Raw genomic sequence first — 17262 nt, forward strand, 5'->3', positions numbered from 1 at the left:
AGGTCATAAAATTTGTTTGAAAAAAAGCGGAGCTCCTGTCGCTGGCGGATAGCAGCGTTTACATTCTGATCCTTCCGGCACAAAAAAAGGCCTCCCGCGAAGGGAGGCCTGGATTGCTGAACCCAATAAGAAGTTAGAGCCGGATCACCTGCTGCTGGAGCGTAGCACCCGTGCGGGTGTTGACCAGCTGCACGAGGTAGGCACCCGGGCGAACGCCCGACAGGTCGATGGTGGCCGTCGTACCGGTAAACGTCCGGGGACGCGTAGCCGGCTGACCGAAGCCGTCCACCAGCTGCACGGTGAAGGGACCGCTATCGGCACCCGTGTACTGCACCGTTACCTGGCTGCGGGCCGGGTTGGGGCTCAGGGTCATCGAAGTGGCAACACGCGCATTCTGGTCGTTGGCACCGGTGCCGCCGGCCTGCGTTACAGGGGGGCAAAAGTTAACAGCGATGCGGAACTTGATCGGCTTGCTGGCCGTGCAGGTGCTCGTGCCGTTGCCTACGGGGGTTACCGATACATAAGCGTATTGCACGCCCGGTCCGGCATTTACCGTGGTGAAGGAAGGCAGGCTCGTACCCGTGCCGGAGGCCGCCAGGCCGATCGCCGGGTTGTCGTTGCTCCAGTTGTAGGTGCTGCCTGTGCCGGTAAAGGCTACCGGCGCCGTCACGATACCATTGCAATACACCTGGTTGGGGATCGGGTTGACCGTAGCCTGCGGGTTGATCGTAAGCTGCGTGGTAGCCGTGCCCGCGCAGACGCCGCCGGCGAGGGTATAGGTAACCGTGTAGGTGCCCGCTGTGGAAGCAGCGAGGTTCACCTGGCCCGTAGCGCTGTTGAGCGACAAGCCGGCCGTGGAGCTGTACACGCCACCCGAAGTACCGAGGTGCGTTACATACGCAGGACCGCTCTGGCAATAGGGCGATCCGGCATAGCGGATCGTGCCTGCCGACGGGGCCACGGCGATCGTGAAGGTTTTAGCGGCACCAGCGCAGGAGCGCACATAAGGCGTTACGGTAATGGTGGCCGTTTGCAGCGCTGCACCGTTATTCTGCGCGGTGAACGACGCGATGTTGCCCGTACCGGCAGCGATAAGGCCGATAGAAGTGTTGTTGTTCGTCCAGCTGTACGTGGTACCGGCCAGGTTGCCCGTGAAGGTCACAGCATCCGTGGCGGCGCCGGCGCAGAGATTCTGGCTGGCGATGTTGTTCACCGTCGGGAGCGGGTTGACGGCGATGCGGAAGGCCATGATCCTGGCCTTGCATTCCGTGCCGCCTACCGGCAATACGCTGATGGTGGCATATGCTACCTCCGTGCCACCGTTGCTGGCGCTGAACGAAGGAATGTTACCCGTGCCCGAAGCGGCAAGGCCGATCGAGGGGTTGGTGTTGGCCCAGTTGAACGTGATCCCCGCGGGACCGCTGAAGTTGATCGGCGTGGTGCTGCTGCCGGCGCAGTATACCTGGTTGCCGGTAGCGGCGATCAGCTCCGTCGGACGGATCGACACCTGCGTGGAAGCCGAGGAAGCGCAGGCCGTGCCGCCATTGAAGCTGTAGGTAACGGTGTAGGTGCCGGAAGCGGAAGCTGCGATGTCGATGGCGCCCGTAGCCGCATCGATGACGAGGCCGGCGGGCGTTGCCGTAAAGGTGCCGCCGTTGGTGCCGCTGAAGAACACGGTGCCGGTACCCGCAGAAGTACACCAGGGCGAGCCGGGATACGAGATCGAGGCGGAGCCGGACTGGTCGACCGTGATGGCGCCGCTGGCGCCGCTGAATACGGCGGGGTTGCTGTTCACCACGCGCACTTTATAGGTGCCGGCGGCCTGACCCTGCGGGATCGTAGCCGTAATCGGCGAGCCGTTGGAAGCGCTGCTGATGATGTTGTCTGTGGCGTTGCCGGGGAAGTTGCCCGAAGCATCGGACAGCTGCACGTAGAACGAGCCGCTGTAGGCGCCCTGCGACGTAAAGGCCACGGTCAGCGGGTTGGCCGAACCGTTGCAGAAGCTGTTGCCCGAAACAGAGCCCAGCGTGATGCTGCGCGGGTTGATGGTGAAGGTCTGCGTGTTGGATGCATTCACGGCTCCGGCGGTCGTTACACCCACTGTGGCTGTTCCGGCGGTGGCTACCAGCGAAGCGTTCACGGCAGCCGTGAGCGTCGTGGCATTGACGTACGTGGTGGTCAGCGGAGTGCCGTTCCAGGTGATGGTAGAAGCACCGCTCTGGAAGTTGGAGCCGTTCACCGTAAGGGTGAAGGAGGCATCACCGGCATAGGCCGACGAAGGGCTCAGCGACGTGATGGCCGGGTCGGCGAAGTAACCGGCAAGACGGATGTCGTCGAGGCGGATATCGCCGTTACCGTCCTTGCTGAAGCGGATGCGGAGGTTGCCTGTGCTCGGAATCGTACCGGAAGCAACGATCGGCGTCCAGGTGCTGGTAGAGGCCGGATAGCTGAAGGTCAGCGGGGTCCAGTTGGTTCCATCAGTGCTCACATCAATCGTGAATACCGCGCTCACGTTGCTGCGGAAAACGCCAAAGCTCAGAACGAGGTTGTTGTAGGCCGTCGTGTTGATATTGGAGATGATCAGGTCGCGCTGGAAGGCGCCGGCCGTGCCCATGAAAAGGCCCGACGAACCGGATACCTTAGCGTAGCCAACCGACGATTGCGAAGTACGGGCGTCGGTTTTGTTCGTGGTAGTGGAGCTGAACACCAGTCCGACACCGTTCGTGTAACCGTTGTACGAACCGACAGCAGTGCCGCCGGATGTAGGTGCGGTCGTTCCCAGGGTTTCATTGAAAACAACAGCCTGTGCGGGGCTCAGCGTGCTGAACAGCACGGCGTTGCTTTCCACGTTGCCGCAGGGCGTATTACCCGTAACCTGCAAGCGGTATTGGTTGCCGGCCATCGTTTCGCTGACGCTGCTGATGGCAAGGTAGCTCGTGCTGGCGTAGGTAGTGCTGTAAGGAGCGCCGTTGGCAATGTTGTTCCAGCTGGCGCCGCCGTCGGTGGACAGCTGCCATACGCGGCCGCTTGCAGCAGCCCCGGTGGAGGTGGCCATGAACGTAGCGCCTCCGGAGACATAAGCCGCAACAGAAACAGGCTGCACGGTGATGGCCGGGGACGCGATGATGTTAGCGCCCGTTACGGACACCGGGGTGGAGGCTACCGACCAGCAACCGGTGCTGCTGTTGAAGGCACGTACATAATAGGTGCCTGCCACGGTAGCGGTAAAGTCGGACGTTGCGGGCGAAGCCGTGGAGATAGCGCCATTGGTGGTTCCCTGCCAGTAGTAGGCCAGCGGGGCGCCCGGGTCGGCGATGGCGTTGAGGGTGGCGGAGCCGCAGGCGTTGGTCACGGTGGGCATCGGTGCCGCAGGCGTGGTGTTCACGGTCATCGTCACCTGGGCGCTCACGCCGTTGGCGGTGACGCAGGCGATCGACGAGGTCATGGTTACTTTAATAATGTCACCGTCAGCGGGTGTGGCGTTGGTATACGTGTCGCTGTTGGTACCCACGGGGCTGCCGTTCTTCGTCCAGGCGTAGGCAGGCGTGCCGCCGTTGACCGGGGTTGCGGTATAGGTAACAGAGCTCCCGGCGCAAACGGTGGTGCCGGGGTTGGCGCTGATGCTTACCGAAGGCGTTACTGCCGAAACGATGGCCACATCGGAGCCGTTGTCGGTACCGTAGAATTCGGGGTTGTCGTTGAGCACGCGGAAGCGGTAGCCCGTACCGGCGGTGTAGGCCGCGGGGATCGTTACCGGGATCGGCGAGGCCGTGCCCGTACCGATGATGTTGCCGGTGGTATTGTTGGGGAACACGCCGTTCGCATCGGAGATCTGCACCTTGAAGGTACCCGTGAAGGTGCCGCCCGAAGTGAAGCTGACGTCGAAGGTGTTGCCCGCCGCATTGCAATAGGAAGCGGCGAAGGAAGCCCCGCTGATGGCAATGCTGTTGCCGTTCACCGTGGTGCCGGAGGCGGAGCTGCTGTTGGTCGTAGTGGTGCCGCTCGTATTACGGGCAATGGCTACAAAGGTGTACTGCGTGCCGCCCGACAGGCCCGTAACGGTTTTGGTACCCCAGGTGGACATCGGGGCCCAGGCGGCCGAAGCGCCGAGCGAGCCGTTGCTTTGTACATAGAGGCCGCTGCCCGTTTCGAGGATCGCGTATTCCGTACCGGCTGGGTTGACGTCGGCCTGGAGGGTTACGTCGAGGGTAGTGATAGTGGCGTTACCAACCGTCGGTGCTACCGGGGTCGCGGCGGGCGACACGAAGGTGGCATCGGAGCCGGATGCAGAGCCGCCGCTGTTGGAAGCGCTGACGTTGAAGTGGTAGGTCGTATTCGGGTTGAGGCCGCTGATCGTTGCCGTAACCGGCGTATTAACGCTCCCGGTAATGGGGCTTTGATCGGCCGTCGCGCTGCTGCCGTAACTGTTGGTCGTACCGTAGTTAAAGGTCACGGTTGTAGAAGCAGAAGCTCCGTTCGCGGTGCCATTCAGCAATACGTTGCTGCTGCCGTTGGTCAGCGATGCGTTTCCGGTAGTGGCGGAAGGCTGCGTGGAAACGGTGAGGGCCTGCGTATTGGAAGCGGAGGCCGCGCCGGTAGTCGTAACCCCGATGTTTACTGTACCACCGGCAGTAATGGCCGCTGCCGGGATCGTAGCGGTCAGTTGACTATTGCTGCTAAAAGTAGTGGCGGCAGAAGTGCCATTGTAAGTGACAACCGAAGAAGCAGTCCCCGAAGGAAGGTTAGTGCTGTTAGCACTTCCTTTGATAAAATTGGCACCGTCTACAGTAATGGTAAACGCATTCCCTCCTGCAACCGCAGTAGTTGGCGTTATACCTGTGGTAGTAGGCGTAGCAGGCAAACCAGTCAGTTTGACATCATCTATCCGATTTTGAATCGTGGCACTGTTCTGGCGAAACCGGATGCTTAAAGTAGGTGACGAAGGGATACCTGTGCTAATCGTGCGCAATACCCAAGATGTTGTTCCAGCACCGGTCGCAAGGGGGGTATAAGAATGTGGCGAATAGTTCGTGCCGTCCGTGCTGGTTTCAACAATTAGGTCACCGGCGTTCGTAGTAAGATGTTTGCTGATGCCAAAGGAAAGTGTGAGGTTGGTAAAGGCACTGGTATTGATGCCGGATATAACAAAGTCACGACCGACGGTGTTCGTGATAAAAACGTGGTTGCCTCCGCTCACCCCAGTGTAACCGGATGAATTACTTCCGTTATTCCGGATATCTGCCGTTCCGGTGTACGTGAGGCCACCATTATTTTGCCAGCCTGTAAAGGTGTTAATCACCGTTGTGCCTCCAACAGCGGTAGCGCCGATGTTTTCGCTGAATACGGTTTGCGTTGTCTGCGCACCGGCTACCCCGGCGCCCAGCGCCGCCGCAACGGCGAGGAACAAGCGACTCAAACTTCGTTTCCGCGATTTACGGGAAATGGGTAAAGAGGCAACCGGCAAATGGCCGGTGTCGGACAGATAAGACTGCGTCATATCAGTGTTTGGTTTTTGTTCGTTTTATAATGGACGGCAGGTGAGGGTACGCGCGTCCTTGCGTTGGTTCAGCCGGAGATTGGATGGCGCAGTTCAGAGGTTAGAAAGGGGCAAAACTAGGAGCCCCGGGCAAGCGAAAATCGTTGGAAAGATTACCAAATTAAGAATTCCGGCCGGTCTGCCAAGCATTTGGGAATAAATTTCGCCGGGTGGTGGAAAACTAAAGGGGGACGGCGCAAGCCCTCCCCCATAAATACTTACCTGTTTTCCCCGGTTTGAATCTGGCCGGGTGCCAGCAGCACCGTCAGCAGCAGGATCATCGTCAGCACCGGCAACGCATAGAGTGCGGCCAGCTTCTCGGGGCATTCGCCATAGGCGCAGGCGCCGATCAGCAGCAGGTTGCGAAAGGCCCAGGCCACGTTGAAGGCCTGGAAGAAAAGATTCAGGCGGCGGGTCCATACGGGCCGCAGGAAAACGAGTCCCAGGAACAGGGCGGAGAAGATCACGTGCATCAGTCCCGGCTTGCCGTAGTTGGTGCTGCCCGGGTCCATCCCGTACACCAGGATGTCGCGCGAGGCAATGTGCACCCAGGGCTGAAAGCAACAAATCACCAGGGCCACGGCGGCGGCGGCTCCCACATACTTCAGGTAACGCATGCCGCGAAGGTAAAAGACAGTTTGGAGTTTGCGGGTTTGGAGTTTGGGGTTGCGCGAAGTGACGCCACCTGCGACCATCAGTCGCCTCTGAACGCCCGTCAAATCGCACCGAGTGACCGTTAGCGTGCGCCGAACACCTGTCTGCATCCTACGAAAGATCAAAAGACAGCTCCGGAAAACAATCAGGCACCGGGTGCTGTCGATCAGCATGCAGCTATTGGCGATGAGGACGCCCCGCACTCCATTAGCCACGTCCTCCTTCCAATCAGCCACCCCTGTTTCCGCTAAGAACGTTCCGGGCCAAAGTCCGCTTTAGACTCTCTTTCTCACGTTCTCTCGTTCTCCCGTTCTCTCGTTCTCTCGTTCTCTCGTTCTCGCCCGGGAAATGCCTCCCGCCTTTAACCTTAATTAATCTAAGCTCCTGTTAAGCCTCCTCCACTCCCCTGCCAACGGATCCAAATTTGCACGTCCGCGGGTATGAAGAACCACCGTCTTTCCCGTCCGTTCCTGGCCGTTCTGGCGGCCCTGCTCCTGACCGTTACGGCGGGCGCACAGACCATCGTGATCCGCATCGGCCAGCACCCGGGCAGCACATCCTCGTCGCTGCGCAACTGGCGCCCGGCCGCGGCGCCGGCAGCCTCCACATCGGCGGCTTCGCAAACACCTTATTACCTGCAGGAGATCATGAATACGATCGGCCTGCGGCCCAACTTCACCGTGCAGGCCGCCCGCATCGACAACGCCGCCGCCGTTACCTACAACGGGCAGCGCTATATCCTTTACAACCCGGCCTTCATCGATAACCTGGTGCAGCGCACCGGCAATAAATGGGCCGCCGTAAGCGTCCTGGCCCACGAAATCGGCCACCACCTCGACGGCCACACCGTCACCAGCACCGGCTCGCAGCCGCAGCTGGAACTTGAAGCCGACGAATTTTCGGGATACGTACTCCGTAAAATGGGCGCCTCCCTCGCCGACGCGCAGGCGGCCATGAAGACCATCGCCACGGAGCGCGGCAGCGCCACCCACCCCGGCCGCAGCGACCGCCTTGCCTCCATCGCCGCCGGTTGGAACCGCGCCAACGGCACGACCGCCGCCCGCGTCGCCAGCGCACAGCCCCGCAGCAACCCCGATCCCTATTACCCGCAGCGCAGCGCCCCGCAACCGATCGTGCGCCGCGGCGCCTCCCCCATCGCCGAACGCAATATCCTCGGCGACCTTTCCTTTCACGCGGATCCCGATACCCGGTATTTTGTCACCACCGACTACAACGTGGTAAAGGTGCAGGACAACCGCCTTTACGTGCTGGGCAAGATGGCCCGCAGCAACAACCGCAGCTACCCGTACATCATCTACGACAACCAGACGAAGATGCTGGTGCACGCCAGCGGCGCCGTCGTCACCGAACGCGGCCGCACGGTGGGCCGGCTGACGGCACATGCCTAAGTTTTTACGCACAAAGGCCCGCCTGCGGCGGGCCTTTGTGCAAACACGTACGCGTTACTTCCTGAACTTCATTTGCAGCGAAGCGAGCTTGTCGGCAAACGAGCCTTCCTGCTCCTTTGGCTTCGCGGGCTGCGGGCTGCGCTGCGGGGCAGCGCCGCCGGCTTTGCGGGCAGGCGCGGCGCCTTCGGTCTTCGGTCCCTGCGATTTCATCGTCAGGGCGATGCGCTTGCGGGGCACATCCACTTCGGTAACGGTTACGAGCACTTTCTGATTCAGCTTCACTACAGCGTTCGGGTCGGTCACATAGCGGTCCGAAAGCTGCGACACGTGCACGAGTCCGTCCTGCTTCACGCCGATGTCCACGAAAGCGCCGAAGGCGGTGATGTTGGTCACGATGCCCGGCACCTGCATCCCCGGCTTCACGTCTTCGATGCTCTTGATCGACTCCTCGAAGCGGAATTCCTCCACCACGCCGCGGGGATCGCGTCCGGGCTTTTCGAGTTCTTTCAGGATGTCGTCGATGGTGTAGGTGCCAGCGGTTTCGCTTACGTATTTTTTCCGGTCGATGCCCTTGCGGAGGTCGGCTTTCTTAATGAGGTCTTCGAGCGTCGCCTGCAGGTCGGTGGCCATCTGGGCCACGAGGCCGTAGCGCTCGGGGTGTACCGACGAATTGTCGAGCGGGTTCTCCGCACCGGGGATCCGCAGGAAGCCGGCGCACTGCTCAAATGATTTCGGACCCATAAGGGGCACCTTCTTCAGCTCGTCGCGGCTCTTGAAGGCACCATACTGGTTGCGGTAGAGCACGATATTGCCGGCCAGGGTTGTAGAAATGCCAGACACGTATTGCAACAGGTGCTTCGACGCCGTATTGACGTCCACCCCCACGAAGTTCACGGCGCTTTCCACCACGCGGTCGAGGGCGCTCTTCAGCTTCATGGGGTTCACATCGTGCTGGTACTGGCCCACGCCAATGGATTTCGGGTCGATCTTCACCAGCTCGCTCAGCGGGTCGAGGAGCCGGCGGCCGATGGAGACGGCGCCGCGCACGGTCACGTCCTGGTCGGGGAATTCCTCGCGGGCCACTTCGGAGGCGGAGTAGATCGAGGCGCCGCTTTCATTGACCTGGAAAATACTCACCGGCTTGCCGAAGTCGATGCCGCGTACGAGCGCTTCGGTTTCACGGCCGGCGGTACCGTTGCCGATGCCGATCGCTTCAATGCCGTATTTATCCACTAAGTATTTGAGTTCGTGTACTGCCTTGTCGGATTGGTGCAGGTAGATCACCGTGTGATGCTGCAGCGCGCCCTGGGCGTCGAGACACACGGTCTTGCAGCCGGTGCGGTAGCCGGGGTCGAGGGCCAGCACGCGCTTGGAGCCGAGCGGCGAGGCCAGCAGCAGCTGGCGCAGGTTTTCGGCGAAGACGGTGATGGCCTCTTCATCGGCCTTGCTCTTGCTGAGCAGGCGGAATTCATTTTCGATGGAAGGCTTCAGCAGGCGGTTGTAGCCTTCTTCCACGGCACGCTTCACTTCGGCGGCCGCGGGGTTCGATGCCTTTACAAATTGCTTTTCCAGTATTTCTACGGCAACGGTTTTTTCAACCGTAAGATCCATAAGCAGGTATCCTTCCTTTTCGCCGCGGCGGATGGCCAGCAGGCGGTGCGAGGGGCACTTCGCCAGGGGCTCGTTGAACTCGAAGTAGTCGCGGTATTTCTGCGCCTCGGGCTCTTCGCGCTTCGACTCGAGCACTTTGGCGGTAAGGCCGGCTTCCTTCTCAAAAAGGCGGCGGATGGAAGTGCGCGCTTCGGCGTCTTCGCTCACGCGCTCGGCGATGATGTCGCGGGCGCCCTGCAGGGCCTCCTTGATGTCTTTTACCTGTTCATTGAGGAAGGTTTGCGCCAGCGCGTCCACGTCGAAGGATTCCTGTGCCAGCAGGCGCTCGGCCAGTGGCTCGAGGCCTTTTTCGATGGCCATCACGGCGCGTGTTTTGCGCTTCGGCTTATAGGGTAGGTACAGGTCTTCCAGCTCATTGGAGCTGTAGCACTCGTCGATCTTCTTTTGCAGCTCCGGCGTCAGCTTGCCGAGGTCGCCGATGGTCTTCAACACGGTTTCCTTGCGCTTCGCCAGCTCGTTGAAGTAGGCGATCTCTTCCACCACGTTGCCGATCACGACCTCGTCGAGGCCACCGGTGGCCTCTTTGCGGTAGCGGGACATAAAGGGAATGGTGGCGCCTTCGGCGAGCATCGAATCGATGGCGGTCACCTGCTTTTCGGCCAGACTGAGCTTACCGGCAAGGTGACGAACGTATTTTGCTTCCATGGTGGGTTGCGGTGTTTTTTAGGGAGGGCGAAGGTAACATCGCCCGGGCGATATTCCATCCCTATTTCACCAGCGGCCGGGCCTTTCCAAAGCGCTCCAGGAAAGACTCCAGGTCGCCCGAAGACGTGCCGCGCCGGGGCGCCGGTCCTTCGGGTCCCGTTTTTTCCCGGATACCACGCAAGTGGCCGCGTTCGTCCAGTTCAAACGAGCCGGTATACTTCCGGCGCTGGCCCTGCCGGTCGTTGAGGTAGAATTCCGCATACAGGAAGCTTGTACCGCTCCCGGGCACTTTGCCCCGCGCATCGTGCTCGAAACTTTCCCCAAAGCGTCCGAACAGGATCGGTTCAAAACTGTCCGGGTAGAAGGTAAGCGATCGAAGCCACTGCAGCAGCGCCGCCTGCGTACGTTCCTGCGCCGGGTCTTTCCGCTCGCTGCCGTTTTGCAGGTAAGCGCGCGTCAGGGCCCAGTCGCCATACGAATCGTAAATGAATTCCAGGCGGGCAGGAACCAGGGACTGCAGGGCCGGGTTATTGATCAGACGACGCTCTTCCTCCAGCACGGTGTCGCGGTAGATCCACTCCATCCGGGGCACGCCGCGCCCTTCGTAGCGGATGTACCTGCCGTCACTGCCCCGCAGCTCCTGCAGCACTTTGCGGCCCTGCGCATCGTAAACGTACCGCTCGATGGCGACGCCAAACTGGTTGTTGCGCGGCCGATGGCCGGCATCCAGGTATTGTACCGACACGAGCTGAGTGTCGCGGTCATAGGTGCGCAGCTCGCTTGCCTGGAAGCGGTCCGACCGCAGCGGCTTACCCCCATTCAGGTAGATCGTCTCCCGTTGACCCGGCCCTCGCTCCAGTACCTGCACTGCCGGTGCGGCCGTACAGTTCGGGTTTTGCTCGTACACCTGGAGCCGCCCGATAAGGTCGCTGCTGTCGAAATACTGCAGGTGGTAGTTCATCGGCGACGACGGATCATTAAGGTGCTGCGCTCCATAGTCAGGGTCGAGGCCGAGGTAGAACTGCCGCGCGTCGATGCGGCGAAACCAGGCAGTCAGCAACGGCTGGCCGTGGCCCGCTTCCTGCTTCATCGCGATCGCTATACGCGCGGGCCGCTTCGACGAGTCGATGCGGTACGACAGCAGCCGTTCGGCCAGCCCATTCGACTCCCGACCCATGTCGAGCTTTAGCTTGTTGCCGGGAAGGATCGTGATCCGCAGGCATTCGCGCTCTACCGGGAAAACGGTAACGTAGGTGCCGGGGCGCAGCTGCGCGCGGAGTGCGGGCGAAGCGATCAGAAAAAGCAGCAGGATGCAGTTTGCCGGGCGAAACATGGGAAGGAGCATTTGCGGTTAACGGTTGCTGCCGAACACCGACGTCACGGTGGCGGCGCTCACGATCGCATCGTAGCGGGCGCCGAAGGCGCGGTAGTACACCAGCACGGTATACTGGTTGTCGGTGACCCAGTTATTGCCTTCGGTGCCGCTGAAATCGGCGGGGCCAGCCTGGCCTTTCGGCACGGTCACATAGAGGTAATTGTAGTAGCCTTGCTTCAGCAGCAGCTCACTCTCGTATACGCCGCGCTCCTCGTTGAAGGTCATGGGGCCGGGCGCGTCCTGCAGCCAGCCGGTAAGCTCGCCGAAGATATATACGTCGCGGTCCTTGTAGGGCGTACCGCCGGGCGGGCGGAAGGAGAAGTGCACGTTGCCATACTCCGACTGCCAGAAGGGGTTCAGGTTGTCGATCGCTTCCACGCTGTAGGCGCCGTTGTTGTCGCGATACTGCACGCGGATGTTGCCGTTGCGCGGCGCGTCGGTCTTTACATACACCTGCGTCGTATCGCGCTGGCTGTTGATCTTCTCCACGCGTTCGCTCATGAGGCGCAGGCTGCGCAGGTCGAGCCAGCGCCATTCCATGCCGGCGGGCATGGCGGTAATCGACTCGTCGCTGTATTCATAATAATTGCCGCGGTAGATCGTGGGCTGGTTGATGGTCTTGGAGGTGACCCAGTTGTTGTTTTGCAGGATCACCACGGTGAAATCCTGGGGCCCCATCAGGTTCAGCTTGTTGTTATCGGGCGTGATGCCGATGTGGAGCTTATGGTGGGTGTTGTACACGGCGGCGTTGTAGGGCTGGAGCAGCTGCACGGCCAGCTTCGCCTTGTTTTCGTATACGACGAAGCGCTTGGTAAAGGCGATCTGGGAAGTGTCTCCGTTGATGAACACACGCAGCAGGTAGTTGCCCGAAAGCATCGGCTGGCAGTTGCGGTCGGGCAGCACTGCCTGGTAGTGGGTGTAGCGCGAGGAGGTGATGGAGGAAATACGGTAATTGGAAATGCGGTTGTTGGCAAAGCCGCGGATGTATTCGAAGGTGTGGAGGACCGACGGCGTCCAGTCGGCGTCGCACAGCTGGTAGGAATAGTAGTAGTTCTTCACGTCGGCCTCCATATCGTCGAAGTGGAGCTCCAGCGACTCGATCGAGCCGAGTGCGATCATGGGGAAGGAGGTCTGGTCGCCGGGGCGATAGAGCTTGGCCGAGTGAATGTCGCCGACCGGGGAAGTAGGTGAGTCGGACGGGCGAAGTCGGAAGTGGGGGGCGGCAGACCTGGAATCGGAAATCTGAGACCCGGGATCTCCTTTCGGCTCCGGGCGGGCAAAAAGGTTTCCCATACATGAAAAAAGTACGATCGTGAGCGCAAGTATTCGGTTCATATGGAAAAGCTTCGTTAACGCGCGGCCGTTTATCTTTGGCGCGGTCGCCCCCGGTAGACGCGGTTTCGCGCCGGAGGGTTCCCGAAGAAACGAAAAAACACTGTGAATATTTCCACTTTCATCGCCCGCCGCATCGCTTTCAACCAGGAACGGAGCTTTTCCCGCTTCATCATCCGCCTGAGCACCGTGGCTACCGTTATCAGCGTGACGGTGATGATCGTCACCCTCTCCTTCGTCAACGGTTTCCAGGGCGTGGTGAGCGAGAAAGTGTTTTCGTTCTGGGGCCATATCCGCATCGGCTACCGCCAGCCGGGCAAGACGGCCATCGCCGAGGAGGCGCCGATGCCGCAGAACGACTCGGTGGTACGCACCGTAAGGGCCATGAAGGGGGTGCAGAGCATTCACCCTTTCGCTACCAAGTACGCCATCCTCAAAACGCCCACCGACATGGAGGGCACCCTGCTGAAGGGGCTCGACTCCTCCTACGACTTCGGGCACCTGCAGCCCTACCTCGAAAAAGGCGGTCGCTGGGTGCGCTTCAACGATTCCACGTACAGCCGCGACATCGTGGTGTCGCGCTACACCGCCAACCAGCTCGGCCTGAAGCTGGCAGACCGCGTGCTCATCTACTTCGTGCGCCCAGACGGCTCGCTGCGCCCCGACCGGCTGACCATCGTAGGCATTTACAAGACAGGCATCGAGGAATACGACAAGACCTTCGCCATCGGCGACATCCGCCTCATCCGCCGCCTCAACGGCTGGCAGGATAACGAAGTGGGCGGTTACGAAGTGTTCCTGGATAATTATCAGAAAATGGACGACGTCAGCGCGCGGATCTTCGAGCAGGCCTCGTTCCCGGAGCTCTGGGAAACGCGCACCATCCGCGAGATCTACCCCAACATCTTCGATTGGCTGGGCATCGTGGGCTCCAACGGCAGCATCCTGCTGCTCATCGTGGCGGTGATCGTCATCATCAACTTCATCACCTGCCTCATCATCCTGGTGCTGGAACGGATCCGGATGATCGGAATCCTGAAGGCCGTCGGTGCCACCGACTGGACCATCCAGAAGATCTTCCTCATTCATTCCGCCTTCATCACCGTCATCGGCATCGGCATCGGCACCGGCCTCAGCCTCCTGCTCATCGGGCTGCAGCAGAAGTTCGGGTTTGTGAAACTGAAGGAAGCCGAATATTACATGGACACTGCCGCCGTGCAGCTCGATTGGGGCCAGGTGGGCCTGGTGCTGGGCTGCACGCTGCTCCTCTCCGTCCTGGTGCTGCTCATCCCCTCGCTGCTGGTGCGCAAGGTGCGGCCGATACAGGCAATAAGATTTTCGTGATGCGTCAGGCGTGAGCGACGCGAAGCGTCATTGCGAGCGCAGCGAAGCAAACTCCTGCGTTACGCAGCGTGACTGCTATTTTGCACGCTTTGCGATTAAATGGCTCACGATGATCCCCGTGGCCACGGCCGCATTGAGGCTTTCGGCACCGCCGATCCTTGGAATGGTGATCTTTTGGGTGGCCAGCTGGAGTAACTCGGGGTGCAGGCCTTTCGACTCATTGCCGATCAGCAGGATGCCGCTTTTCGGCGCCTCGAATTCATACAAAGAAACGCCGTCGAGCGCGGCGGCCAGCACGGGTGCCTCCTGCTCCTGCAGCCAGTCGCCCGCTTCATCATACCAAACGTTTACCCGCGCCAGCGAAGCCATCGTGCTCTGCACCACCTTGGGGTTGAAGCGTTCGGCACAACCGGCGCTGCACACCACGTTTTTAATACCGAACCAGTCGGCGATGCGCAGGATCGTGCCCAGGTTGCCGGGGTCCTGGATGGTATCGAGGTAAAGGATCCAGCCTTCGGCAATCCCCGGACGCTCCCCCTCCCATTGCCGTGCAACCAGCAGCACCGCGTTGGGCGTCTGGAGCTGGGAGATGCGTTCGAGCTCGGCCCCGGTCACCTCGTGCAGTTGGTGCGGCTCCACGAGCGCGCGGTGCCCTTCGATCCATTGCGGAAGCGCATACACGCCTTCCACCTGCTGTGGAACCGCTTCGAGCAGTTCGCCCACCACCTTCGGACCTTCGGCGAGGAAGAGGCCCGTCTCGGCGCGGCCTTTTTTGAGGCCTAATCTTTGAATATCTTTGAGCACTCCTTTACTCAGCATTGAACGGACTAAATTAAATGGATGAAGTCAGCAGCACAGCGCGCACCACGCCTCAAAAATAGCCTCTTGTACGCTGCCCTGCTCCTTCTTTTATCGGCCTGCGCCGGTGTGAAGAACTACCCGACGAGCAGGCCCTTTGTATACGAGGCCAATGTGCACGTGCAGGATGCGGAGCTAAAGCGCGAAGTGCGCAACGACCTCGAATCGCGCCTCCGCCAGCAGCTGCACGACAGCATCAACGTCCGCCGCGTGTCGCGCTTTTTCTTTTTCTCGCAACTCAAAAACCCGCCGGTCTACGACAGCGCCAACGCCGCCAAGTCGATCGCCTACCTCGATGCCCTCATGCATTCGGCGGGCTTTTACCGCGACAGCGCCTGGTATACTGCCGACACCGTGGTGAAGGGCGACCAACAGCGGGCCATCCTCGACTACTACGTGGTGCCCGGCCGGCAGACCCTCATCGATTCCATCTCCATCGCCCTCAACGACACGGTGATGAACAACCCGCGCCAGGCCGAAGCGCTCGATACGCTGCAGCAGCTCACGCTCCGCAACCAGGCCGCTTCGCCCATTCAAAAAGGCGCGCCCTTTGCCAAGCCGCTCCTCTCCGCCGAGCTCGACCGCCTCGTGGGCATCTACCGCAACAACGGCTACCTCCGCTTCTCCCGCGACGAGCTGATGATCGTGTTCGACACCGTGGGCCTCGCCCTGCTGCGCCCCAGCTTCGACCCACTGGAGCAGGCCCGCCTGCTGGAAGCCTTGCAGCGCCGCCGCGAAAACCCCGTGGCCGACATCGAATACCGCCTTCGTCCCGTGCACGACAGCACCCGCCTGCTGCGCTACCATATCGGCAACATCAGCATCTACCCCGACCTTACCGTGGAGAACTCGAAGCTGCCCGCGCCCGAGCCCGTGCTGGACACGAGCGGGGTGTACGTACGCAGCTATGGCAACCTGTTCAAACACCGCGTGCTGGTGGAAAATATCTACTTCCGCCGCGGCCAGCTCTACGACCAGCGCGTGATCGACCGCACCGCCAACCGCTTCAACAGCCTCTCGGCCTGGCGCATCGCCTCGGTGGATCCGGTGCCCCGCGCCGGCACCGATTCGGTGGACATGGTCATCCGCCTCACACCGGCCGAGAAATACGGCTTCGACATCGGGCTGGAAGGCAGCCAGAACCTGGGCGGCCTGTTCGTGGGCTCCAACCTGGTGGGGGTGAACGCCAACCTGCGCAACAACAACTTCGCCCGCCGCGCCATCCAGGCCACGTACAGCGTAGGCGTGGCCATGGAGGTGAATTCAACGGTCACCCAAACCGTGCAACTTTCGGGAGCCGCCTCCTTCGTGTTTCCGAGGCTCGTGTGGCCGCGTAAGTGGGACGGCATCAACCCGCTGAAGCTGCTGATCCGCAACCCCTACCGCAGTACGCAACGCAGCCTGCTGGCCTACAGCGGTCGCTACATTCACCGCGTAGACTACCTCGATCTCGTGGGCATCAACGCCTCCTGGGGCTACGAAGGATCGCGCAACAACAAGATCGCCTCCATCCGGATTCCCAACATTGAATACGCTTCCATCCGCCGCTTTCGCATCCTCGACTCGCTCATCGAGAAGAACCGATCCTACCAATACCTGTTCAACGACGGCCTCATCATCTCGGGAATCGGCAACCTGACGCTGACCGGCGCCAATACCCGCACCACGCGGGTGGGCCGCATCGGCTTTGAAGCCGCCGGCCTGCTGGCCAGCCTGCTGCGCACCCCGTTCCTGGACGATAACCTGAAGCGCTTCCTGAAAGTGGACCTGACCGGCCAGATCAACCGCAAATTCGATCCGGAAGGCCGGCGGGTGCTGGCGGCGCGCGTGTTGCTGGGCCTCGGTTTCAGCCTGCCCTACGACCGTACGGACAGCGCCCGTTTTTACCTGCCGTTCTACCGCGCTTACTTCGCGGGCGGCGCCAACAGCATGCGCGGCTGGACGCTCCGCAAGCTCGGACCCGGCTCCACGGTGCAGTCGTTTGCCCGCGATGTTTCGCCCGAACGCTTCGGCGACATGCAGCTGGAGGCCAACGTCGAATACCGCTTCCGCCTCGCCAACGTCCGCGGCATCTTCGTCAATAGTGCGCTGTTCGTGGACGCCGGCAACATCTGGTACCTGAAGCCCAACCCCGCCTTTCCCGACGGCACCTTCCGCATCGACCGCCTCGGCCAGGACATTGCCATGGACGTGGGCACCGGCCTGCGCATCGACTTTTCCTTTCTTAAGTTCCGCGTCGACTACGCCTTCAAGATGAAGGACCCGAGCCCCGAAGACCCGGCCGCCCGAAACAAGCTGTTTTACGGCTTCAACCCGCTCAAGGGAACCGTGCAACTGGGGGTGGATTATCCTTTTTAATCTCAGATCTCAGATCTCTGATCTCGGATTTCAGATATCAGATCTCGGATTCAGTACGTTTGCTGTCAGGTGCGTAAGCA

At 60.9% G+C, this 17262-nt stretch carries 9 protein-coding genes; 3 read left to right on the plus strand and 6 right to left on the minus strand.

Annotation, left to right across the window (positions count from 1 at the left end; all coding sequences use genetic code 11):
* Positions 1 to 133: 133 nt before the first annotated feature.
* A complete protein-coding gene (locus tag E0486_RS06410; RefSeq protein WP_131851319.1) occupies positions 134 to 4861 on the minus strand; it encodes an IPT/TIG domain-containing protein in 4728 nt (1575 codons plus the stop codon).
* 893 nt (positions 4862 to 5754) lie between these two features.
* Positions 5755 to 6153 carry a hypothetical protein gene (locus E0486_RS06415; protein ID WP_131851320.1) on the minus strand — a complete coding sequence of 133 codons (399 nt, stop codon included), beginning with the start codon at positions 6151 to 6153 and terminating at the stop codon, positions 5755 to 5757.
* A 477-nt stretch (positions 6154 to 6630) separates the two neighbouring features.
* On the opposite strand from E0486_RS06415, the gene E0486_RS06420 reads away from it, so the two are divergent.
* Positions 6631 to 7599 carry a M48 family metalloprotease gene (locus E0486_RS06420; protein WP_131851321.1) on the plus strand — a complete coding sequence of 323 codons (969 nt, stop codon included), beginning with the start codon at positions 6631 to 6633 and terminating at the stop codon, positions 7597 to 7599.
* Between the two features lie 54 nt (positions 7600 to 7653).
* On the opposite strand, the gene E0486_RS06425 is transcribed toward E0486_RS06420, so the two are convergent.
* From E0486_RS06425 to E0486_RS06435, 3 genes are all read right to left on the minus strand, one after another.
* Positions 7654 to 9915 carry a Tex family protein gene (locus E0486_RS06425; protein WP_131851322.1) on the minus strand — a complete coding sequence of 754 codons (2262 nt, stop codon included), beginning with the start codon at positions 9913 to 9915 and terminating at the stop codon, positions 7654 to 7656.
* Positions 9916 to 9976: 61 nt separating this feature from the next.
* Positions 9977 to 11248, minus strand: coding sequence for a hypothetical protein (locus E0486_RS06430; RefSeq protein ID WP_131851323.1), 1272 nt, complete (start codon positions 11246 to 11248; stop codon positions 9977 to 9979).
* An 18-nt stretch (positions 11249 to 11266) separates the two neighbouring features.
* Positions 11267 to 12625 carry a type IX secretion system plug protein gene (locus E0486_RS06435; protein ID WP_131851324.1) on the minus strand — a complete coding sequence of 453 codons (1359 nt, stop codon included), beginning with the start codon at positions 12623 to 12625 and terminating at the stop codon, positions 11267 to 11269.
* 102 nt (positions 12626 to 12727) lie between these two features.
* Here E0486_RS06435 and E0486_RS06440 point away from each other — a divergent pair, with 102 nt between their 5' ends.
* Positions 12728 to 13966: an ABC transporter permease gene (locus E0486_RS06440; protein WP_131851325.1), complete on the plus strand. Its 1239-nt coding sequence runs from the start codon at positions 12728 to 12730 to the stop codon at positions 13964 to 13966.
* Positions 13967 to 14041: 75 nt separating this feature from the next.
* Here E0486_RS06440 and E0486_RS06445 read toward each other — a convergent pair whose 3' ends face one another.
* On the minus strand, positions 14042 to 14785 hold the full coding sequence (locus E0486_RS06445) for an RNA methyltransferase (protein ID WP_131851326.1): 744 nt from the start codon (positions 14783 to 14785) through the stop codon (positions 14042 to 14044).
* A gap of 21 nt (positions 14786 to 14806) precedes the next feature.
* Between E0486_RS06445 and E0486_RS06450 the strand changes: the two genes are divergently transcribed.
* The gene (locus tag E0486_RS06450; RefSeq protein WP_131851327.1) at positions 14807 to 17182 is read left to right on the plus strand and encodes a BamA/TamA family outer membrane protein; all 2376 of its coding nucleotides are present in this window, start codon (positions 14807 to 14809) and stop codon (positions 17180 to 17182) included.
* The last annotated feature ends 80 nt before the right edge of the window (positions 17183 to 17262 follow it).

Origin of the sequence: Flaviaesturariibacter aridisoli (assembly GCF_004343705.1) — a bacterium.
GTDB lineage: Bacteria > Bacteroidota > Bacteroidia > Chitinophagales > Chitinophagaceae > Flavisolibacter > Flavisolibacter aridisoli.